The organism is Saccharopolyspora griseoalba, from assembly GCF_042665275.1.
Classification (GTDB): domain Bacteria; phylum Actinomycetota; class Actinomycetes; order Mycobacteriales; family Pseudonocardiaceae; genus Saccharopolyspora; species Saccharopolyspora griseoalba.
In genome coordinates this window covers 296,841-317,457 of sequence record NZ_JBHTCJ010000003.1, presented here as the reverse complement: position 1 = coordinate 317,457, position 20,617 = coordinate 296,841, and the positions used below count along the sequence as shown (strand labels likewise).

Genomic DNA, 20,617 nt, shown 5'->3' with positions numbered 1-20,617 from the left:
TGCGCAGACCAGGCTCCAGCGCGCGCACCACCCCGAACAGTGGACAAACCGGCGCCTCCGGACGCGGCCCCGCGACACTCTGTCGCCCGCGGCGCGCGACGTCCCAGCCGGGCAGCCCGCCGGAGCGGCCGGGCCACGGCGGGCGTTGTGCGATCCTCCAACGCTCGGCGCCCACTTCGGAGGATCGCCCCCTCCCGATCCGACGTGAGGCACACCACGCTTGCTGGAGCCGCGCGGCCCGTCGCTGCCCACCGGAGCCCCAGGAGGTCCTTGCGAGATGCCACCGGAAACAACGTCGTTGCCGGGTACCGCTCCCGCACCGCGCGACGCGGGAATCGAGAAGCACGGGGTCGACACGATCCCGGACCACGACCGCACCGGCCGCCCCCTCGACGTCGTGGGGATCCTGCTGGGATCCAACATGTGCCTCGGCGTGGTGATCTTCGGCTGGTTGCCCGCCTCCTTCGGGCTGGGCTTCTGGCCCGCCGTCAGCTCCATGGTCGCCGGCACGCTGCTGGGCACGGTCCTCGTCGCCCCGCTCGCCCTGGTGTCCTTCCGCACCGGCACCAACCTGTCGACCAGCAGCGGCGGCACCTTCGGCGTCCGCGGCAGGCTGATCGGCTCGACCATCGGGCTGCTGCTCTCGCTGGGCTACGCGGCGCTGACCGTGTGGACCGGCGGCGCCGCGATCGTCGGCCCGCTGCACCGGATGTTCGGCGTGCCCGACGGCGCCGCGAGCTACTCCGCGGCCTACGCGGGCCTGGCGGTGCTGGCGGTGCTGATCGCGATCTTCGGCTACCGGCTGCTGACCGCGATGAGCAAGTGGGTGGCCGCAGGCACGCTGGCCCTCATGCTGCTGGGGATCATCGGCTACTCGGGGAAGTTCAGCACCGCGCCGGTGATCGACGGCTACGCGATGGGCGATTTCTGGACCACCTGGGCGCTTTCGACGGTCGCCGCGGGGCTCAGCGGGCCGATGGCCTTCATCACGCTGCTCGGCGACTACAGCCGCTACGTCTCGCCGCGCCGGTACTCCAGCGGCAAGGTCTTCGCCGCCTCGGCGGTCGGGATGGTGCTGGGACTGCTGGTGCCGCAGCTGTTCGGCACGTTCACCGCGTTCGCCTCCGGCGCCGCCGAGGACTACGTCGGCCCGCTGGTGGCCGCCGCCCCGGTGTGGTTCTTGATCCCGCTGCTGCTCAACGGCGTTTTCGGCACGATCGGCAACGCGGGCGCGCTGATCTACAGCATGGGCCTGGACCTGGACGCGATCGTCCCGCCGCTGTCGCGGGTGAAGGCCACGGTCCTGACCTCGGTGGTGTCGACGACCCTGGTGTTCCTCGGCTACTTCGCCTGGGACGCCCAGGACGCGGTGACCGCGTTCGTGCTGCTGCTGACCGCCATCGGCACGCCGTGGGCGGTGATCACGCTGATCGGCTTCGGCCGCTGCCGAGGTGTCTACGACCCGGACGCCCTGCAGGTCTACAACCGCCGGTCGCGCGGCGGCATCTACTGGTTCACCGCAGGCTGGAACATGCGCGCCGTGGTCGCCTGGGCGATCGGCTCGACGGTGGGCCTGCTGGCGGTCGACACCGCCCTGTTCCGGGGTCCGCTGATCGAGTGGACCTACGGCATCGATCTGAGCTTCGTGCTCGCCGCGGCCACCACGGCGGTGGCCTACCTGCTGCTGACCATCGGCTCGCCGCAGCCGGTGCCGGAAGCAGTCGAAACCGAAGCACCGGCGCGGGCGATGTCCGCCTGAGCCGGTGGCGCACCGCGAAACGAGGAAGTGCGAGGAATGGACCAATACGACGTCATCGTGGTCGGTGCCGGGTTCTCCGGGCTGACCGCGGCCCGGGACCTGCGCGGAGCGGGCAAGAGCGTGCTGATCCTGGAGGCCAGGGACCGCATCGGCGGGTCCACCTGGTACCGCCCGGACGCGCTCGGCGGGTTCGGCCTGGAGATGGGCGGGACCTGGATCGTGCCGCAGCAGACCCACGTGTGGGGCGAGGTGCAGCGCTACGGCGTCCCGGTGGTCGACAGCGAGCTGCCGGCCCGGATGACCTGGTCCGACCGCGGCGAGGTGCTCGACACCCTGCTGCCGGTGCCGCCCGAGCAGTACGGCGCGCTGGAGCACGCGGTGCGGGCGCTGATCGAGGCCGGTGAGCGGCTCGACCCGGAGCGCCCGCTGTCCGAGCAGGGCCTGGACGACCTCGACGTGCCGATCCGGCAGTGGGCCGAGGACGCCGGGTTGACCGGAAACGCCGCGGAACTGCTCATCTCCTGGTTCTGCGGCTGCGCCAACGCCAGCGAGGAGACCGGTTCGGCGCTGGACATCATCCGCTGGCTGTCCTCGATGGACAACTCGCTGTGGGGCATGGTGCAGGCGAGCGTGCTCGGCTACACCTTCGTCGAGGGCACCGCCTCGCTGGCCGAGGCGATCCGCCGTGACGGCGGCGCCGAGCTGCGGTTCTCCAGCCCGGTGCGCCGGGTCGCCGCCGACGACGACGGCGTGACGGTCGACCACGACGGCGGCAGCGCGCGGGCCGACCGGGTCCTGCTGACCACGCCGGTCGGCATCTGGCAGGACATCGAGTTCAGCCCGCAGCTCTCGGCGGCCAAACAGGCGATCTCGAAGGAGAACCACGCGGGCCAGGGCCAGAAGGTGTGGGCCCTGGCGCGCGGTGTCGACGAGGACATCAGCGGTTTCGGCTGGGGCACCAGCTTCGACTACGTCGGGGCGATGGCCACCACCGAGGAGGGCGTCGTGCTGGTCTGCTTCGCCCCGGAGCACGACCGGGTCGACGCCACCGACCTGGCCGACGTGCAGCGGGCGGTGCGCGAGTTCGCGCCGGAGGCCGAGGTGGTCGCCGCGGAATCGCACGACTGGGTCAACGACGAGTTCAACAAGGGGACCTGGGCGACCTTCCGGGCCGGCCAGTTCGCCAAGTACGAGATCGCGGTCGGCGAGCCGGAGGGCCGCGTGCACTTCGGCGGTTCGCACACCGCGCGCCGCTGGCGCGCGTTCATCGACGGCGCGATCGAATCCGGCAAGCGCGCGGCGGCGGAGATCCTGGCCGCGCAGTCCCAGGGAGGTTCGAAGTGACGGATCCGATCGGTCCGGTGGACGCCACCCGCGTGCCCCGGTACGGCGGTGACACCACGTTCGCGCGGCTACCCCGCCTCGCCGACGTGTCCGATGCCGACGCGCTGGTGTGGGGCGTGCCCTTCGACACCGGCGTGAGCTACCGGCCCGGCGCCCGGTTCGGCCCCAACCACGTGCGGCAGAGCTCCCGCCTGCTGCGCCCGTACAACCCGGCGCTCGACGCCCAGCCGTTCGCCGCGCGCCAGGTCGCCGACGCCGGCGACCTGGGGGTCAACCCGTTCGACATCGACGAGGCCATCAGCACCATCGAGGACGGGGCCAGGCAGCTGTCGGGCACCCGCCGCACCCTGCTCACGGTCGGCGGCGACCACACCATCGCCCTGCCGCTGCTGCGCGTGCAGCACGAGCGGCACGGGCCGATCGCGGTGCTGCACTTCGACGCCCACCTGGACACCTGGGACACCTACTTCGGCGCGCCCTACACCCACGGAACCCCGTTCCGCCGGGCCTCCGAGGAAGGCCTCATCGACTTCGAGCACTCGATGCACGTGGGCATCCGCGGCCCGCTGTACTCGCGGCTCGACCTCGACGAGAGCGAGAAGATGGGCTTCGCCGCGGTGCACTGCCGCGACTTCGCGCGCAGCCCGCTGGACACGATCATCGACCGGATCCGCACCAGGCTGGGCTCGCGCCCGGTCTACGTGTCGGTGGACATCGACGTGCTGGACCCCGGCTTCGCACCGGGCACCGGAACGCCGGAGGCCGGCGGCCTCTCCAGCCGCGAGCTGCTGGAGATCCTGCGCGGGCTGGACGGGCTCAACGTGGTCGGCGCCGACCTGGTCGAGGTCGCACCCGCCTACGACCACGCCGAGATCACCGGGATCGCCGCGGCGCACGTCGCCTACGAGCTGCTGAGCGTCCTGCCGACCGGAGGTGCCTGATGCGCCGGATCCGCAACGTCGTCGACGGCAAGCCGGTGGACGCCCAGGGCCTGCGCACCACCGAGCTGGTCGATCCGTGCAGCGGCGAGGTCTTCGGCACCGCACCGCTGTCCTCCGAGGCCGATGTGGACGCCGCCTACTCCTCGGCGCAGCGCGCCTTCGAGAGCTGGCGGCGGACCACGCCCGCGGAGCGCCAGCGGCTGCTGCTGCGCCTGGCCGACGAGCTGGAGCGCCGCGGCGAGGAGTTCGTGGCCGCCGAGGCGGAGAACACCGGAAAACCGCTGGAGGCCACCCGCACCGAGGAGGTCGGCGCGTCGGTCGACCAGATCCGCTTCTTCGCCGGGGCGGCGCGCGTGCTGGAGGGCTCGGCCGCCGGTGAGTACACCGCCGACCACACCTCCTACGTGCGGCGCGAGCCGGTCGGGGTGATCGGCCAGGTGGCGCCGTGGAACTACCCGCTGATGATGGCGGTGTGGAAGATCGCGCCGGCGATCGCCGCGGGCAACACCGTGGTGCTCAAGCCGGCCGACACCACCCCGGTGACGGCCTCGATGCTCGGCGAGCTGGTGGCGGGGATCTTCCCGCCCGGCGTGCTCAACGTGGTCTGCGGCGACCGGGACACCGGTCGCGCGGTGGTCGCCCACCCGGTCTCGGCGATGGTGTCGATCACCGGCTCGACCCGCGCGGGCCAGCAGGTCGCCACCGCGGCGGCCGAGGACGTCAAGCGGGTGCACCTGGAGCTGGGCGGCAAGGCCCCCGCGCTGGTCTTCGCCGACGCGGACCTGGACGCGGCGGCCGAGGGCATCGCCGGTGCGGGCTTCTTCAACGCCGGTCAGGACTGCACGGCCGCGACCCGCGTGCTCGTCGAGGAGTCGGTGGCCGAGCAGTTCACCGCGAAGCTGGTCGCGCAGGCCGAGGCGCAGCGCTGCGGCCCGCCCTCCGATGCCGACGCCGCGTTCGGCCCGCTGAACAACGCCGCGCAGTTCGAGCGGGTCCGCGAGATCGTCGGCCGGCTTCCCGCGCACGCGCGGGTGCTCACCGGCGGGCACCGGATCGGCGAGAGGGGATACTTCTTCGCCCCGACGGTGATCGGCGGCGTGCGGCAGGACGACGAGCCGGTGCAGGAGGAGATCTTCGGCCCGGTGCTGACCGTGCAGACCTTCCGCGACGAGGCCGAAGCTCTGCGCCTGGCCAACGGCGTCGACTACGCGCTGGCCTCCAGCGCCTGGACCGCCGACCACGGCAGGGCCCAGCGCATGGCCGCCGACCTGGACTTCGGCTGCGTCTGGCTCAACACGCACATGGTCCTGGTCGCGGAGATGCCGCACGGCGGCTTCAAGCACTCCGGCTACGGCAAGGACCTCTCCCGCTACGGCCTGGACGACTACACCCGCATCAAGCACGTGATGCACCACCACGCCTGATGCCGCGGGGGAGAGCGGATCGCCCGCTCTCCCCCGTTCCGCACCGGCTTCCCGCCGGAAGCGGCCAGCTCGGCTCCGGCGACGCACCGCCGTCGAACTCGGCGGCGAGTTCGCCCGGGCGTCGCAGGACGCGCAGCTGCGCCGGTCGTACGGCTCCACCGAGAGCTCCGCCTCGATCTCTCCGGTTCGGCCGCCGTCTCGCGGAACTGCTGCACGGCCTTCCCCCGTCGGTCTCGCGAGCTTTGACATGCAAGTGACGGCTTGCCTATATTCGATCGCGTGGAAGCGGACCCCGACCTGTTCAAGGCCATCGGCGACGCGACGCGGCGCGCCATCTTGGACGAGCTGACCGAACGCGATGGTCAAACGCTGTTCGAGATCTGCGGCCGCTTGACGATGAAGCACGGACTGAGCTCCACCCGCCAAGCCATCTCGCAGCACCTCGCGGTGCTCGAACAAGCGGGCTTGGTGCGCACTCGGCGGCAGGGGCGCTACAAGTTCCACCACATCGACACGAGCCCGCTGCGCTCGATCATCGAGCGCTGGCCCATCAATCGAGAGATGGTCGACCCATGATTCGGATCAACATCACCAGCGTCCTCGTCGACGACCAGGCGAAGGCGCTCGACTTCTACACCGAGAAGCTCGGATTCATCAAGAAGAACGACGTGCCGGTCGGAGACGCCCGCTGGCTCACGGTGGTCTCGCCGGAGGACCCGGACGGCGTCGAGCTGCTGCTGGAACCGTCCGGCCACCCCGCAGCCGGCCCGTTCAAGGAGGCGCTGGTGGCCGACGGCATCCCGTTCACCCAGTTCGCCGTCGACGACGTCCACGCCGAGTTCGAACGGCTCAAGGAGCTCGGCGTCGAGTTCACCCAGGAACCCACCGACTTCGGCCCGGTGATCGCCGCCGTCGTCGACGACACCTGCGGCAACCTGATCCAACTGGTCACCACGAAGTAGCGCCGAGCGCCGTGTGGCAGTTTGGCCGGAAATCGCACCCTCTCTGGGGGTGCGATTTCCGGCCAAACTGCCACACCACGCACCCGGCCGAGGAGCTCGCACCGGACGTTCGGAACGCAAAAGGGCGAGCGCCCTGCGCGGGCGCTCGCCTTCAATTTTGCGTGGAGCTGAGGGGAATCGAACCCCTGACCTTCTCGATGCGAACGAGACGCGCTACCAACTGCGCTACAGCCCCTCGCCGGATCTCTCCGGCTTCGTTGTGTCGATAGCTTAGCAACCGGTGGTCGGGCCTTTCGCAGCACCCCCCGGTTGCGGGGTGGGCTACTCGCCCGCGGCCCTCCGGTAGGGCTCCCAGGTGCGTTCGTCGAGCTCGTCGAACACCGGGTCCTCGTCGTCGATCTCGACGCGCACACCGCGCTGCACGGCGGGCCGGATGTCGGCGGCGCGGGCCTCGGCGCTGACGCCGCGGTCCAGGTGCGCCTCGGGCTCGATGTCGAACTCGGCGTCGAAGTCGTAGTCGTCCTCGTGCTCGTCGAGCTCGCCGGGGCGCTCCTCGCGGTCGGGCTCGTCGAGCTCCTCGTACTCCTGCTCCTCCGGGTACTCGTCGTACTCGTAGTCGTCCTCGTGCTCGCGCTCGCCGTTGAGCCGGGCCAGGCGGCGAGCGCGGATGTCCTGCTCGATGCGGACCTGGCGGCGCAGGTAGGTGAGGTACCCCACCAGGGACAGGTCGACGACGGCGTGCGCCCACCACAGGACCGGCGCGACGAGCGCAGCGAAGATCGCGGTGGTCACCGCGAGCAGCAGCATGGTCAGCACGATGCGCTGCCTGCGGGCGTACTTGGCTCGGGCGGCCAGCGCGGCGGCCTCGGGGTCGTAGCCCCCGCGACCCGGCCGGTAGCGACGGCCCGCGCGAGCGTCCTCGCTGTGCACCGGGCGCCAGTCGGCGTCCTCTTGGGCCTGCTCGGCGTCCAGTTCGGCGTCCACGTCGGCGTGGTCCAGCTCGGTGTCGGGCATGCCGTACTCCTCCACCTGGTGGTCGGTTCTCGCGGCTCCGGACCGGGCCGGACGCCGATCGCTGCCCCGGCGCACGACTCGTGCGGCGAGGGCGGAGTCGGTGGTCTTGGACACTTCCTGCCTGCGGCGGGCGAACATCGGAACCAGGACGACCAGCCATGCCGCCGCCAACGCAGCGAAGATCAACGAGCTCGGCATGCTGCGCCACCTCCCCCTGGCCACCGGCAGTACACAAATCTGCGACCGCCACGCTAGCCACAACCGCCACACGTGTCTCGTCGCCACGCCGTGTCGTTCCCGTTCCGGTGCCCGGCGGCGCGCTCAGGGACGGCTGGCGCCCCCGGTGCGGATCAGGCGGTGCACCGCGCCGTCGGGGACGTCCTCGGTGGTCAGGGCGTAGACGTAGTGGTCGCGCCAGGCACCCGCGACGTCCAGGTAGCGCTTGAACAGCCCTTCCCGGCGGAAACCGGACTTCTCCAGCACCCGCACGCTGCGGTCGTTCTCCGGTCGAACGGTGGCCTCCAGCCGGTGCAGGCCGACGCGGCGGAAGCAGTGATCGGTGGCCAGCGCCACGGCAGCGGTGGCCACTCCCCCGCCCGCCTTGCCGCTGGCCACCCAGTAGCCGATCCACGCCGAGCGCAGCGCGCCGCGCACGACGTTGCCGACGGTGAGCTGACCGGCGAACGCGCCGTCGACGGTGATCGCGAACGGCAGCATCTGCCCGCGCCTGGCCATGCCGCGCAGCGCGGTCCACTGGGCGGGCCAGGCCATCCGCGAGTTGCGCTCCTGCCAGCCGCCGAAGGCGGTGGGCTCCCACTGCTGGAGGTACTCGCGATCGCTGAGGCGAGTGCGGCTCCACGCCCCGGCGTCGGCCAGCCGCGGCGGCCGCAGCGCGACCGCGCCACGGGAGGTGATCAGCGGACCGAGCCGGGCCGGCCATCCAGGATGCCGGCCGATCGGGAACCCATCGGCGTCGGTGGGCTGCATCGGCGGCTCAGGAGCGCTGCGAGAGGAACCGGACCTGCACGTCCTCGCCCGCGGCGACCTCCGTGGTGTTCTCGTCGATCACGATCAGGCAGTTCGCCTCGGCCAGCGAGGCCAGCAGGTGCGAACCAGAGGTGCCCAGGGGTTGCACCAGGTAGGAGCCGTTCTTCGGGTCGCGCACCAGCTGCCCGCGCAGGAATCCCTGCCGCCCGGGGGCGGCGGTGATCGGCGAGAGCAGCTCGGCCGAGACGGTGCGCCGGTGCGGGTTCTGCTTGCCCAGCGCGGAGCGGATCAGCGGCCGGACCAGCACCTCGAAGGCCACCAGCGCGCTGACCGGGTTGCCGGGGAGCACGAAGGTCGGGATCTCGTCCGGCCCGAGGCGCCCGAAGCTCTGCACCGAGCCGGGCTGCATGGCCACCCGGTCGTCGTCCAGCTCGCCCAGGTCGGCCAGCGCCGAGCGGACCTCCGCTCCCGAGGCCCCGCCGACGCCACCGGCGATCACCACGATCTCGGACAGCAGCAGGCGGCCCTCGACGACCTCGCGCAGCCTCCGCGGATCGGTGTCGGCGATGCCGACCCTGGCCACCTCGGCGCCCGCGTCGCGGGCCGCGGCCGACAGCGCGTAGGAGTTGACGTCGTAGACCTGGCCCTGACCGGGCGTGCGGTCGACGTCGACGAGCTCCTCGCCCAGCGAGATCAGCGACACCCTGGGGCGCGGGTGCACCAGCACCTTGTCCCTGCCGACCGCGGCCAGCAGACCGACCTGCGCCGAGCCGATCGGCGCACCGCGGCGCACCGCGACGTCACCGGTCTGCACGTCCTCGCCGGTGCGGCGCACGAAGGCGGCCGAGGGCACCGGCTCGTTCACGGTGACCTTGGCCGGGTGCTCGTCGGTGTGCCCCAGGGGCACCACCGCGTCGGCCAGGGTGGGCAGAGGTGCGCCGGTGGCCACCTTGACCGCCTGACCGGGCTGCAGCCTGCGCGGTTGGCGCGACCCCGCGGGGATCTCGCCGACCACCGGGAGCACGACGGTCTCCTCGGCCGCCGACTGCACGTCGACGCTGCGCACGGCGTAGCCGTCGACGGCGGCTTGATCGAATCCGGGCAGCGCCCGCTCGGCCACGACCTCCTCGGCGCAGAGCAGCCCCTGCGCTTCGGAGATCGCCACGCGAACCGGTGCGGGCCGGACGGCGGCCTGCAGCACTCGTGCGAGCTGCTCGTCCACTGACCTCATGGCTGTCGCCTTTCCCGCTGCACCGCGCCGGACATCGCGTGCCCGGCGCGATCACCTCAGCTCCTGTCGATCCGCTCGGCGAGCCAGTCCCGCAGGTCCGGCCCGTACTCGGGATCCGCTAGCGCGAAGTCCACCGCAGCTTTGAGGAAACCGCCAGGATTTCCCAAGTCGTGTCGCCCACCTCGATGGACCACGACGTGCACCGGGTGTCCCTCGGAGATCAGCAACGCTACGGCATCGGTGAGCTGGAGCTCACCACCGGCGCCGGGCTCGATGCGCCGCAGGGCGTCGAAGATCGCGCGGTCCAGCAGGTAGCGGCCGGCGGCGGCGAGGTTCGACGGCGCGTCGGCGGGCTCGGGCTTCTCCACCATCCCGCGCACCCGCTTGACGTCCTCCTCGTCGGTGTCGGAGGCGTCGAAGATGCCGTAGGAGCGGATCCGCTCGTCGGGGACCTCGAAGGCGCACAGCACGCTGCCGCCGTGCTGCGCCCGCACCTCGGCCATCCGCCGCAGGACACCGGTCGGCAGCACCAGGTCGTCGGGCAGCAGCACCGCGACGGCGTCGTCGTCCTCGCCGAGGTTGGCCTCGGCGCAACCGACGGCGTGCCCGAGGCCGAGCGCCTTGTCCTGCAGCGCCGTCTCGGCGTTGATCAGCTGGGGCGCCCGCTGCACCTTGCGCAGCAGGTCGTCCTTGCCTCGCGATTCGAGGGTGTGCTCCAGGTCGGGGCTGGGCTGGAAGTAGTCGGTGACCGCCTTCTTGTCCGGCGAGGTCACGATCACCAGGCGGTCCGCGCCCGCCTCGGCCGCCTCGGCGGCCACCAGCTCGATCCCGGGGGTGTCGACGACCGGGAGCAACTCCTTGGGCACCGCTTTGGTGGTCGGCAGGAATCTGGTCCCCAGGCCTGCCGCGGGCACGATGGCGGTCCGGAACGCGGTCGGCGTGCTCGTCGGGCTGCTCATGACGCCGCAGCTTATCGGGGAACCCTACAGTGGAGCCGTGAGCTCACTGGATGAATTCTGCGCGTCCAAATCGCAGTGGCGGGACCGGCTGCTGCAGCAGCGCCGCGCCCTCGACGAACGCTCCCGCGAGGCCGATGACCAGCGGTTGCACACCGGCCTCCGGAGCTGGCTGGGTGAACGCGGGGTGAACGCGATCGCGGCCTACGTGCCGGTCGGCGGCGAACCGGGCGGCGAGCTGCCCGAGATGCTGCGCGCCGCGGGCCTGCGGGTGCTGCTGCCGGTCGTGGTGGACCGCTCCTCGCCGCTGGAATGGGCGGAGTACACCGGGCCGGATTCGCTGCGGCCGGCGACCTACGGGCTGCTCGAACCGGCCGGGCAGCGGCTCGGCGCGGCGGCGATCGCGCAGGCCGACGCGGTGCTGGTGCCCGCGCTCGGCGTGGACCGAAGCGGCGTGCGACTGGGACGTGGCGCTGGTCACTACGACCGGTCGCTGCCGCTGGCCGACCCGGGCGCGGAGCGAATCGCCGTGGTGCGCGACGTCGAGCTCGTCGCCGAGCTCCCGGGAGAACCCCACGACGTGCGGATGACCGGGGTGATCACCCCAGGTGGCGGAGTAGCCCGCCTACCGGTGTGACGCAAAGCCGTTTGCGCTGGGGAGTCATCCTGACGCATCATTTGAGTTAGCACTCCTGCAGTTCGAGTGCCAAGCCGAGTTTCGGAGGTTCGCGGCCGTGCCCACCTACCAGTACGCCTGCACCGAGTGTGACCACCACTTCGAACGCGTGCAGTCGTTCAGCGAGGACTCCCTCACCGACTGCCCGGAGTGCAGCGGCCGTCTCCGCAAGCTGTTCAACGCCGTCGGCATCGTGTTCAAGGGCAGCGGCTTCTACCGCACCGACAACCGGTCCTCGTCGAGCTCCAGCTCCGGGTCGTCGGGGTCGAGCAACGGTTCGAGCAGCAGCTCCTCGGGCGACGCCGGGTCGTCGAGCAGCTCGACCTCGTCGTCGAGCAGCACCTCGTCGAACACCTCGGCGAGCACCTCCGCGGCTTCCTGATCACGACGCTTCCAGAGTCGCCGACCGCGCCGCGCGGTCGGCGACTCGTTCGTGCGCGCGCCGGAACCGACCGGGTGAGCCTCGTTTTCCACACCTGACCGGTTCATCCCCAGATCTCCGGTTCCCCCTTCCCGGCGGCCACCGGCCCTCCCTAGCTTCGTCGGCATCCGACCCGCCGACCTGGGAGTGCGCTCATGCCCGCCGAACTCAACGCCAAGCTCCTGGACCGCCTGGCCGCCGCGCGCGGCCGCCGCGGGGTGCTGCTGGCCCGCCGGATCATCGCGGCGCTGCTGTTGCTGCTGGCGGCCGCGCTGGCGCTCGGGTTCGAGCCGCCGGGCCAGCCGCGCGAACCCGCGCGAGAGGACCCACCGTCGCTCGTCGCAGCGCGCTGACCGGCCATTTCGGACATTCCGTCGCGACTCCGGCACCGCCCTGAGTGGACCTCGTCACAGCGCTCACCCGTCCGGGCGATATCCGCCACCGGCCCCCGCGGCGACGCCGCACCCGCGAACTCCGCGGGCCCACCAGCGCCACCCGCGCTGACCAGGCCGTACCCGCCCCACCGGACCCCGGCGCGAGCTGCCCGGGAAGAGCCGCCGCACGAGGTCGACCGCTACGGGTGCTCGCTACGCTGCGCTGCGTTCCGGCCGGTGCGCAGGCCCGGCCTCTCGGTTCATCACGTGTCCGGGGCGCACCCGTCGACATTTCCCGGAGAGGAGTTTCAACGTGCTCAAGGGATTCAAGGACTTCCTGATGCGCGGGAACGTCATCGACCTGGCCGTCGCGGTGGTGGTCGGCAGCGCGTTCACCGCGCTGGTCACCGCCTTCACCACCAACATCATCAAGCCGTTCATCGCCGCCACCGGCGGCGGCAACGTGCACGGCCTGTCCTTCCAGCTGGTCGAGGGCAACCCGGCCTCGATCATCGACTTCGCCGCGGTGATCAACGCCGTGATCACCTTCGTGATCACCGCCGCGGTGGTGTACTTCCTGTTCGTCGTGCCGATGAAGAAGCTCTCCGAGCGGCGCAAGCGGGACGTCGAAGAAGGCCCGGCCGAGCCGACCGACGTCGAGCTGCTGCTGGAGATCCGCGACCTGCTGCGCCGCGAGCAGGGCCTGCCCGAGATCGACGGCCTCGCCGAGAACGTCAAGACCACCGCGGACCCGAGCAAGAACTGAGCCCGCACCCGCCGCGCGGGAGTTCCCGCGCAGGAGCTCTCGCGCGGCGGGGCGCGGATGCACCGGCGACCGCCGTTCCGGGCGGCGCCTAGCCGTGGTGCGGCGGCCGGTTCTCCCGGTACCAGCGCTCGCCGCGCGCCTGATCGGGCTCGGGACGGTCGTCCGAGGTGGTCTCGGGCAGGACGTCGCCGAAGATCTCGGCGAGCCTGCGCTTGCGCGCCCGCTGCGCGGCCGCCCGCTCGGCCTCGCTCCGCGCTCGTTCACCGCTCACACCTCCATGTTCCCCCGGAACCCGCGCTCGGAGAACGAGGCGGCCGTGGTTGATGTGATGTCGGTTACCCTGGGTGGTGCAGACATCGCGCACCCAACGCCTCGGGAGGCGGAAATGGGTTTCCTGGACAAGGCCAAGGAACTGGCGGACCAGGCCAAGGGCAAGGCCGGTGAGCTGGCCGAGAAGGCCGGACCCGGCGCGTCCAAGGGCCTCGACGCCGCCAAGGAACGCATCGACAAGGCCACCGGCGGCAAGTACCACGACCAGATCGAGTCGGTCAGCAGCAAGGTCGAGGGAGTGCTGCACAAGGACCAGGGCGACCAGGCCCCGAGCAGCGGCGAAGGACAGGACAGCGGCACCGCCGGCGCATCCGGGTCCACCGGCACGTCGGACTCCTCCGACTCGACCGGGACCTCCGAGGCCCCCGGTTCCACCGGCACGACCGGGTCGACCGACAAGCCCGACGATCCCAAGCCCGGCTCCACCAGCTGATCGAAGAGCTCCGCCCGGCAGCCTCGCGGGAATCGCTCCCCGGGCGGCGGCCGGGGTTCTGATGCGCCTTCCGGAGCCCGCGGCCGCTGCTGATGCGCGCCCGTCGAACGAGAAGCCCCTGCGCGAGCGCAGGGGCTTCTCGTTCGAGATGCGGCCGCTCGCGCGGCTTCGCGTCGATCAGGGAGCGTCGATTCCGGAGAGCTGCTCGATGACGTGGGCGACCAGGGGCGTGAGGGTGGCCATGCCGTCCCGCACCGACGCCCGGGAGCCCGCCAGGTTGACCACCAGCGTGCTGCCGGAAACGCCGACCAGGCCGCGCGAGATGCCCGCGTCGACGGCTCCCGCGGCCAGCCCGGAAGCCCGAAGGGCCTCCGCGATGCCCGGGATCGGCCTGTCCAGCACTCCCGCGGTCGCGTCCGGGGTGACGTCCCGCGGGGACACGCCGGTGCCGCCGACGGTGATCACCACGTCGACGCCGCCGATCACCGCGGTGTTCAGCGCGTTGCGGATGTCCACTGTCTCACCGGCCACCGCGACGGCACCGTCGACGATGAACCCGGCCTCCTCCAGCAGCTCGGTCACCAGCGGACCGATGCTGTCTTCCTGCTCGCCCTGGGCGATCCGGTCGTCGACCACGACCACCAGGGCCCGTCCCAGCCGCTGCGCGCTGCGTTCCATGTCGCTAACCGTAGTGCCAAGCTCGGCCTCGGTCAGGTCAAAGGAGTCGGTGAGATCGACCAATTTCGGCGAACGCCGCGGGACGATGGTGCTCGGCTTGTCGGTCATGGTTCCTCCGAAGTCGCGGGAGTGCGCCCGGTTCCGCGGGCGCAGCGCCGACCGGGGCCGCGGCGCAGGAAGGGGGCAACGGCCGCGGCCCGGCCGGCGGTGCGAGCACGACCACGACGGCCGTGCGCTCGCTGGCGGTCCGGTCCCGGCCGATGCCGGTGCGAGGCGCTCGGCCGGGAGTCGAACCGCTGGTCACCCGGGCTGTCCGGTGAGCGTCACGTCCACAGTGCGCTCACCACCGGGGCCGCTGAGGGTGACCTCGACCTTGTCGCCGGGAGCGTGCGAGCGAACCGCCGCCACCAGCGAGTCCGGGTCCTCGATGGACCGGTCGCCGAACTTGGTGATCAGGTCGCCCGGCTTGATGCCGGCCTTCTCGGCCGCCCCGCCCGGGGAGACGTTGCGGACCAGCGCGCCCGGCCGCTCGCCCGGCGTGATCACCACGCCGAGCGTGGTCTGCGTGGCCTGACCGGTGTTCTTCAGCTCGGTGGCGATGCGCCGGGCCTGGTCGATCGGGATCGAGAAGCCCAGCCCCACCGAACCGGACTGCTGCTGCCCGCCGGAGCCGGGGCTGTAGATCGCGGAGTTGATGCCGACCACGCGACCGTCCATGTCCACCAGCGGCCCGCCGGAGTTGCCCGGGTTGATCGCGGCATCGGTCTGCAGCGCGTTGAGCACGGTGTCCTGGCTGCCGGACTCCCCGCCCGCGCGCACCGGCCGGTCCTTGGCGCTGATGATGCCGCTGGTGACCGTGCCGGACAGGCCGAACGGCGAACCGATGGCCACCACCGGCGCCCCCACCGGCAGGTCGTCGCTGCGCCCCAGCTCGGCCGGGGTGAGGCCGGTGATGTCGGCCTTGACCACCGCGAGGTCGGACTTCGGGTCGGTGCCCACGACCTCGACCGGCGCCGAGCGGTGGTCGTGGAACATGGCGGTGATCTGGCCGCCCTGACCGCCCTCGACGACGTGGTTGTTGGTCAGGATCAACCCGTCGGAGCTGAGCACGATGCCCGAGCCCTCCCCGGAGCCCTGCATGCCCTCGACCTGCAGCTGGACCACGCTGGGCAGCACCTTCTGCGCGACCTGCTGCACCGAACCGGCCGGAGCGTTGCTGGCGCTGCGCGCGGGCGGGGCCTGTTCGAGCGCGCTGGGGCCGTTGGAGCCGCTGCCGGCCAGCTGGTAGCCGATGACCCCGCCAGCGCCGCCGCCGACCAGGCCGCACACCAGCGCCAGCACCGCCACGCCCGCGGCCATGCCGCGGCCCTTGGACCGCTTCTGCTCCGGCTGCTGCGCCCCGTAGGGCTGCTGCCAGTGCTGGAACTGCTGGGTGTGCGGCTGCTGCTGGTAGAACGGCGGCGGCTGCTGGGCCGCGTAGGGCTGCTGCGCGGGCTGCGGGTGCTGGACCTGATCGGTCGGCTGCTGGCCGACCGGCTGTTCGCTCGGCTGCGCGGGCTGCTCGGCCGAAGGCGGCTGGGAGGGCTCCTGGTTCGGCTGCTGCGGCGGCACCCCGGCGTTAGGTGCGTCGCCCGCATCCGCGCCCTCGCGCGGCTTGCGTTCTTCCGGCTTGTCGCCGAATTCCGGGGTGTGATCGGTCATGGTTCCTACTCTGCTCCCGGCGTCTGAGAAGTGCCTGAGATCCGGCTGTGGGCCCGGATGATAAGTCGCGGAGATTCCACTCGATCTTCATCCGGGTACGCAACGCGCCCGACCCCACCTGCAATCCTGGGCCTGCTCCGAACCGGCGTCGACCGCCCGGACCCCGCGACCGCGATCCGATCGCGGCCCTCCGACCCGCGCCGGGAACGAACCAGGCGGTCCGTTCAGCGCAGGCGCTCGGCGATCTGTTCCGGCGTGACGTCGTTGATCCACACCGCCATGCCGGATTCCGATCCCGCGAGGTACTTCAGCTTGTCCGCCGAGCGCAGCACCGAGAACACCTCCAGGCGCAGCCAGGACAGGTCGCGGCCGGTGCTGACCGGGGCCTGGTGCCAGGCGGCGATGTAGGGCAGCGGCCGGTCGTGGAGGCCGTCGAGCCTGCGCAGCACGTCGAGGTAGACGCGGGCGAAGTCGTCGCGCTCGGCTTCGGTGAGCGCGGCGATGTCGGGCACCTGACGACGCGGGACCAGGTTGACCTCGACGGGCCAGCGCGCCGCGGCGGGAACGAAGGCCGTCCAGTGCTCGGAGTCGACCACCACCCGCTCCCCGCTGGCGCGCTCGGCGGCGAGCACGTCGCCCATCAGGGGCCTGCCGTGCTCGCGCAGGTACGCCTCGGCGGCCGCGAGGGTCTTCTCGGTGCGCGGGGTCACGAACGGGTAGCCGTAGATCTGGCCGTGCGGGTGGTGCAGCGTGACGCCGATCTCCTCGCCGCGGTTCTCGAAGCAGAACACCTGCTCGACCCCGGGGACCTGGCCGAGCTCGGTCGTGCGGTCGGCCCAGGCGTCGACGACGGTGCGCACCCGCTCGCGGCTGAGCGCGCCGAACGAGGAGCTGTGGTCCGAGGTGAAGCACACGACCTCGCAGCGCCCGGCCGCGGGCGCCGAGGGCACCATCGGCATCCCCGGCACGGTGCCGGAGGCGCCCTCGATGCCCTGCGCGAACGACGGGAACTGGTTCTCGAAGACCGCGACCTCGTAGTCGGTCTCCGGGATCTCGGTGGGCCGCTCCGGCGTGCTCGGGCACAGCGGGCAGGCCCCTGCCGGCGGCTTGTAGGTGCGGGTCTGCCGGTGGGCGGCGATGGCCACCCACTCCCCGGTCAGCGGGTCCCGGCGCATCTCCGAGGCGGGGGCCTGCGGGGGCAGCTGCCGGGTGTCCTCGGCGGTGCGGTCGGGCGCCGCGTCGCCGTCGAAGTAGATGATCTCCCGCCCGTCGGCGAGCCGACGCGAGGTGCGCTTCACTGTTCTTCCTCCTCCACACCCTGCTGATCGGCCAGCACCATCTCCAGGTGCTCGCCCAGCTCCGCGCGCGCGTCCTGCGGCAGGCCTTCGTCGCTGATCAGCAGGTCGACCTCGTCGAAGTCGACGATCGTAGAAATTCCGATGGTCGACCACTTGGAACTGTCGGCGACCACCACCAGCCGGCTCGCGGCCTCGGCGAAGGCCCGGTTGGCCTCGCACTCGTTGAGGTTGGGCGTGGTGAACCCGGCTCGCGGGGCCATCCCGTGCACGCCGAGGAACACCAGGTCCAGGTGCAGCGAGCGCAGCGACTGCACCGCGACCGGCCCGACCAGCGCGTCCGACGGGGTGCGCACGCCACCGGTGAGCACCACGGTGCGGTCGACGCGGCCGCGCTGCTGCAGCGCGTCGGCGACCCGGACCGAGTTGGTGACCACGGTCAGGTCGGCGATGTCGTCGAGGTGCCGGGCCAGCGTCCAGGTGGTCGTACCGCCGGAGAGGCCGATGGCGGTCCCCGGCTGCACCTGCTCGGCGGCCAGCCGCGCTATGGCCTCCTTCTCGGCGAGCTGGCGCACCGACTTGACCTCGAAGCCGGGCTCGTCGGTGCTGCGTCCGATCGTCGAGGTGGCCCCGCCGTAGACCTTCTCCACCAGGCCGCGGCGGGCCAGCGCGTCCAGGTCGCGGCGGATGGTCATGTCCGACACGCCGAGGCGCGTCACCAGGTCGCCGACCTGCACGGCGCCGGTGCGGCGCACCTCGTCCAGGATCACCTCCTGGCGCTGTCGCGCGAGCACCTCCACCCCCTCTCGCCAAGGAACATCAAGTCAACACAAAACAACACTACCTGAGTGAATAATGGCAATGAAGGCGGAGGTTCCGCGCGCCGGGCGCTAGTTGGTGTTCATTGCTGTTCGATATGCGAGGGGTTTCCCGGAAGTGACATTCGCAACAGCGCACCGCCCTCGGGGGCCGCGCCCGCCCACACCGAACCGCCGTGCCGCTCGGCGACCTGCTTGACGATGGACAGCCCCAGCCCGGACCCGGGCTGGGTGCGCGCGTCCGAGGAGCGGTAGAAGCGCTCGAAGACGTACGGCCGGTCGGCCTCGGCGATGCCCGGTCCGCTGTCGGCGACCTCCAGCGCGGCCAGGCCGGTGTCGGCCTCCGCGTAGAGGTCCACCCGCACCGCGCCGCCCTCCGGGCTCCACTTCGCGGCGTTGTCCAGCAGGTTGAGCACCGCGCGCTCCAGCGCGGTGGCGTCGCCCATCATCGTCCACGGCGCGGTGCGCACGGCGAACTCGGTGCGCGGGGCGCGCAGCCGGGCGCGGCTGAGCGCCCGCTCGATCACGTCGACCAGCTCCAGCGGCTCGTGCACCGCCTGCGGCGCGTCCTCGCGGGCCAGCTCCACCAGGTCGCCCACCAGCGCCGACAGCTCCTCGACCTGGGCCTGCACATCGGCGAACATCTCGGCGCGGTCCTGCTCGGAGAGCTCCGGCGCGTCCGGCCGGGCCGAGGCCAGCAGCAGTTCGAGGTTGGTGCGCAGGGAGGTCAGCGGGGTGCGCAGCTCGTGGCCCGCGTCGGCGACCAGCCTGCGCTGGCGCTCCTGCGATTCGGCCAGCGCCGAGAGCATGCCGTTGAAGCTCATGGTCAGCCGGGCCAGCTCGTCGTCCCCGGTGACCGGGATCGGTCGCAGATCACCCGTCAGCGCCACCCGTTCGGTCGCGGCGTTGAGCCGCTGCACCGGCCGCATCCCGGCGTGCGCGACCGCGGTGCCCGCGGCCGCGGCCAGCAGGATGCCCGCGCCGCCCATGACCACCAGGACGAAGCTCAACCGGGCCAAGGTGCTCTGGGTGGGTTCGAGCGAGGTGGACATGACCAGCGCGGCGTTGTCCCCGGTGGGCACCGCGATCACCCGGCTGTTGGTCGCCGAGTCGGTGCGCAGCGAGCGCTGCGTCTCCCCCTTGGCCACCGCCAGCTCGGCGTAGCTCATCGGCGGGCGACGGTCCGGTCCGATCGCGGTGCCCTCGGCGGTGAGCACGTTGATCTTGAAGTTGCTGGCCACGAAGAACGCCACCGGAACCTGCTGGAGGTTGTTGGTGCGCACCAGGGGCCCGTGGGCGGCGTCCACCGCGCGCTCGGTGAGGCTGTCGTCGAGCTGCTGGTACAGGCTGTCCCGCACGGTCACGAAGGCGGCCACCGAGACCAGCGCGACCACGCCGGCCACGCACACGGCGGCCAGCCAGGTAACCCGGTTGCGCAGCGAGACCCGCTGGAAGCGGCTGTGCCGCACCGGGTGCTCGAGCTCGGGAGGCGGAGGGGCGGGGGCGGTCATCGGATCATCCATCACGGCGGCGTCTCGCGGAGCACGTAGCCGACGCCGCGGACGGTGTGGATCAACCGCGACTCGCCCTCGGCCTCGGTCTTGCGGCGCAGGTACCCGACGTAGACCTCCAGGGCGTTGCCCGAGGTCGGGAAGTCGTAACCCCAGACGTCCTCCAGCAGGCGGCTGCGCGTGAGCACCTGCTTGGGATGGGTCATCAGCAGTTCCAGCAGCGCGAACTCGGTGCGGGTGAGGCTGATCGAGCGATCGCCGCGGCGCACCTCGCGGGTGCCGGGATCGAGCTCCAGATCGGCGAAGCGCAGCGCGGCGGGATGCGCGTCCGAGCCCGGCTCGGGCGGACCCGCGCGGCGCAGCAGGGCGCGCAGCCGGGCCAGCAGCTCTTCGAGCGCGAACGGCTTGGGCAGGTAGTCATCGGCGCCGGCGTCCAGCCCGGCGACCCGATCGGAGACCGCCTCGCGCGCGGTGAGCACCAGGATCGGCAGGTCGTCGCCGGTGCTGCGCAGCCTGCGGGCGACCTCGAGGCCGTCCAGCCGGGGCATCATCACGTCGAGGACCATGGCATCGGGGCGGTTGTCGACCAGGTGGTCCAGGGCCTGTTGACCGTCCGCGGCGAGTTCGACCTGGTAGCCGTTGAACTGCAGAGACCTCCGCAGCGACTCGCGCACGGCACGATCGTCGTCGACGACGAGGATGCGCATGGCAACAGTGTTACTCCTAGCCCTGAGAACGAGCTGAGAACCCCCTCGCCCCCGCGCGTCGCGGTGACCGCGCCCACCGAACGGCGCGCGTCGATCACGGTTGGTGACGACGCGCGCCGGGGTGGTTCAGGACCCGTGGAAGTGCCGGATCAGCGCGCGCGGGACGAGCTTGCGCTTCCCGTCGACCACGATCGGCACCAGCTCCGGCGCGGCGGCCTTCCACGCCGAGCGCCGGGTGCGGGTGTTCGCCCGCGACATCTTCCGCTTCGGTACGGCCATCCTGATCTCC

At 71.9% G+C, this 20,617-nt stretch carries 23 protein-coding genes and 1 tRNA gene; 11 read left to right on the top strand and 13 right to left on the bottom strand.

All coding sequences use genetic code 11. The annotated features are described in order from the left end of the window. The first annotated feature begins 277 nt into the window (after positions 1 to 277). The 6 genes from ACFQRI_RS08030 to ACFQRI_RS08005 all read left to right on the top strand — a co-directional run bounded on the left by ACFQRI_RS08030 (position 278) and on the right by ACFQRI_RS08005 (position 6,430). Complete coding sequence (locus ACFQRI_RS08030) at positions 278 to 1,759, top strand: purine-cytosine permease family protein (protein WP_380666133.1); 1,482 nt, start codon at positions 278 to 280, stop codon at positions 1,757 to 1,759. Between the two features lie 36 nt (positions 1,760 to 1,795). Continuing rightward, complete coding sequence (locus tag ACFQRI_RS08025; protein WP_380666131.1) at positions 1,796 to 3,103, top strand: flavin monoamine oxidase family protein; 1,308 nt, start codon at positions 1,796 to 1,798, stop codon at positions 3,101 to 3,103. After that, a complete protein-coding gene (speB, locus tag ACFQRI_RS08020) occupies positions 3,100 to 4,044 on the top strand; it encodes an agmatinase (protein ID WP_380666129.1) in 945 nt (314 codons plus the stop codon). The genes ACFQRI_RS08025 and speB overlap by 4 nt, the downstream gene beginning before the upstream one ends. Next, positions 4,044 to 5,468: a gamma-aminobutyraldehyde dehydrogenase gene (locus ACFQRI_RS08015; RefSeq protein WP_380666127.1), complete on the top strand. Its 1,425-nt coding sequence runs from the start codon at positions 4,044 to 4,046 to the stop codon at positions 5,466 to 5,468. Before speB ends, ACFQRI_RS08015 begins: the two co-directional genes overlap by 1 nt. A 279-nt stretch (positions 5,469 to 5,747) precedes the next feature. Next, entirely contained in the window at positions 5,748 to 6,044 is a 297-nt protein-coding gene (locus ACFQRI_RS08010) for an ArsR/SmtB family transcription factor (protein ID WP_380666125.1), read from the top strand. After that, entirely contained in the window at positions 6,041 to 6,430 is a 390-nt protein-coding gene (locus ACFQRI_RS08005; protein WP_380666123.1) for a VOC family protein, read from the top strand. Before ACFQRI_RS08010 ends, ACFQRI_RS08005 begins: the two co-directional genes overlap by 4 nt. Positions 6,431 to 6,592: 162 nt before the next feature. Here the strand turns inward: ACFQRI_RS08005 and ACFQRI_RS08000 are convergent. The 5 genes from ACFQRI_RS08000 to ACFQRI_RS07980 form a co-directional block, all read right to left on the bottom strand. Continuing rightward, positions 6,593 to 6,665, bottom strand: a tRNA-Ala gene (locus ACFQRI_RS08000). An 86-nt stretch (positions 6,666 to 6,751) separates the two neighbouring features. Then, entirely contained in the window at positions 6,752 to 7,642 is an 891-nt protein-coding gene (sepX, locus tag ACFQRI_RS07995; protein ID WP_380666121.1) for a divisome protein SepX/GlpR, read from the bottom strand. Between the two features lie 123 nt (positions 7,643 to 7,765). Then, positions 7,766 to 8,431, bottom strand: coding sequence for a GNAT family N-acetyltransferase (locus ACFQRI_RS07990; protein ID WP_380666119.1), 666 nt, complete (start codon positions 8,429 to 8,431; stop codon positions 7,766 to 7,768). 7 nt (positions 8,432 to 8,438) lie between these two features. Then, positions 8,439 to 9,662: a molybdotransferase-like divisome protein Glp gene (gene glp / locus ACFQRI_RS07985; RefSeq protein ID WP_380666117.1), complete on the bottom strand. Its 1,224-nt coding sequence runs from the start codon at positions 9,660 to 9,662 to the stop codon at positions 8,439 to 8,441. Positions 9,663 to 9,718: 56 nt separating this feature from the next. Beyond that, positions 9,719 to 10,621, bottom strand: coding sequence for a UTP--glucose-1-phosphate uridylyltransferase (locus tag ACFQRI_RS07980; protein WP_380666115.1), 903 nt, complete (start codon positions 10,619 to 10,621; stop codon positions 9,719 to 9,721). Positions 10,622 to 10,658: 37 nt separating this feature from the next. On the opposite strand from ACFQRI_RS07980, the gene ACFQRI_RS07975 reads away from it, so the two are divergent. The 4 genes from ACFQRI_RS07975 (at position 10,659) to mscL (ending at position 12,855) form a co-directional block, all read left to right on the top strand. Further along, the gene (locus ACFQRI_RS07975) at positions 10,659 to 11,255 is read left to right on the top strand and encodes a 5-formyltetrahydrofolate cyclo-ligase (RefSeq protein ID WP_380666113.1); all 597 of its coding nucleotides are present in this window, start codon (positions 10,659 to 10,661) and stop codon (positions 11,253 to 11,255) included. A gap of 97 nt (positions 11,256 to 11,352) precedes the next feature. Continuing rightward, a complete protein-coding gene (locus ACFQRI_RS07970) occupies positions 11,353 to 11,676 on the top strand; it encodes an FmdB family zinc ribbon protein (RefSeq protein ID WP_380666111.1) in 324 nt (107 codons plus the stop codon). Positions 11,677 to 11,870: 194 nt separating this feature from the next. Continuing rightward, positions 11,871 to 12,068 (top strand): hypothetical protein, encoded by a 198-nt coding sequence (locus tag ACFQRI_RS07965; protein ID WP_380666109.1) that lies wholly within the window; start codon positions 11,871 to 11,873, stop codon positions 12,066 to 12,068. A gap of 334 nt (positions 12,069 to 12,402) precedes the next feature. Continuing rightward, complete coding sequence (mscL, locus tag ACFQRI_RS07960; RefSeq protein WP_380666107.1) at positions 12,403 to 12,855, top strand: large conductance mechanosensitive channel protein MscL; 453 nt, start codon at positions 12,403 to 12,405, stop codon at positions 12,853 to 12,855. A gap of 88 nt (positions 12,856 to 12,943) precedes the next feature. Here the strand turns inward: mscL and ACFQRI_RS07955 are convergent, their stop codons facing one another. After that, positions 12,944 to 13,126, bottom strand: coding sequence for a hypothetical protein (locus ACFQRI_RS07955; protein ID WP_380666105.1), 183 nt, complete (start codon positions 13,124 to 13,126; stop codon positions 12,944 to 12,946). A 114-nt stretch (positions 13,127 to 13,240) separates the two neighbouring features. On the opposite strand from ACFQRI_RS07955, the gene ACFQRI_RS07950 reads away from it, so the two are divergent. Then, positions 13,241 to 13,618, top strand: a complete 378-nt coding sequence (locus ACFQRI_RS07950) for an antitoxin (protein WP_380666103.1) — start codon at positions 13,241 to 13,243, stop codon at positions 13,616 to 13,618. Between the two features lie 177 nt (positions 13,619 to 13,795). Here ACFQRI_RS07950 and ACFQRI_RS07945 read toward each other — a convergent pair whose 3' ends face one another. From ACFQRI_RS07945 to rpmF, 7 genes are all read right to left on the bottom strand, one after another. Then, on the bottom strand, positions 13,796 to 14,296 hold the full coding sequence (locus ACFQRI_RS07945) for a MogA/MoaB family molybdenum cofactor biosynthesis protein (RefSeq protein WP_380666101.1): 501 nt from the start codon (positions 14,294 to 14,296) through the stop codon (positions 13,796 to 13,798). Between the two features lie 300 nt (positions 14,297 to 14,596). Further along, positions 14,597 to 15,997 carry a S1C family serine protease gene (locus tag ACFQRI_RS07940; RefSeq protein WP_380666099.1) on the bottom strand — a complete coding sequence of 467 codons (1,401 nt, stop codon included), beginning with the start codon at positions 15,995 to 15,997 and terminating at the stop codon, positions 14,597 to 14,599. A gap of 224 nt (positions 15,998 to 16,221) precedes the next feature. Continuing rightward, the gene (galT, locus tag ACFQRI_RS07935) at positions 16,222 to 17,295 is read right to left on the bottom strand and encodes a galactose-1-phosphate uridylyltransferase (protein ID WP_380666097.1); all 1,074 of its coding nucleotides are present in this window, start codon (positions 17,293 to 17,295) and stop codon (positions 16,222 to 16,224) included. Next, on the bottom strand, positions 17,292 to 18,086 hold the full coding sequence (locus tag ACFQRI_RS07930; protein ID WP_380666095.1) for a DeoR/GlpR family DNA-binding transcription regulator: 795 nt from the start codon (positions 18,084 to 18,086) through the stop codon (positions 17,292 to 17,294). The genes galT and ACFQRI_RS07930 overlap by 4 nt, the downstream gene beginning before the upstream one ends. Before the next feature lie 107 nt (positions 18,087 to 18,193). Further along, positions 18,194 to 19,621 (bottom strand): HAMP domain-containing sensor histidine kinase, encoded by a 1,428-nt coding sequence (locus ACFQRI_RS07925; protein ID WP_380666093.1) that lies wholly within the window; start codon positions 19,619 to 19,621, stop codon positions 18,194 to 18,196. Between the two features lie 11 nt (positions 19,622 to 19,632). Beyond that, positions 19,633 to 20,328, bottom strand: a complete 696-nt coding sequence (locus ACFQRI_RS07920) for a response regulator transcription factor (protein ID WP_380666091.1) — start codon at positions 20,326 to 20,328, stop codon at positions 19,633 to 19,635. 126 nt (positions 20,329 to 20,454) lie between these two features. Next, the gene (gene rpmF / locus ACFQRI_RS07915; RefSeq protein WP_380666088.1) at positions 20,455 to 20,607 is read right to left on the bottom strand and encodes a 50S ribosomal protein L32; all 153 of its coding nucleotides are present in this window, start codon (positions 20,605 to 20,607) and stop codon (positions 20,455 to 20,457) included. Positions 20,608 to 20,617: the final 10 nt, after the last annotated feature.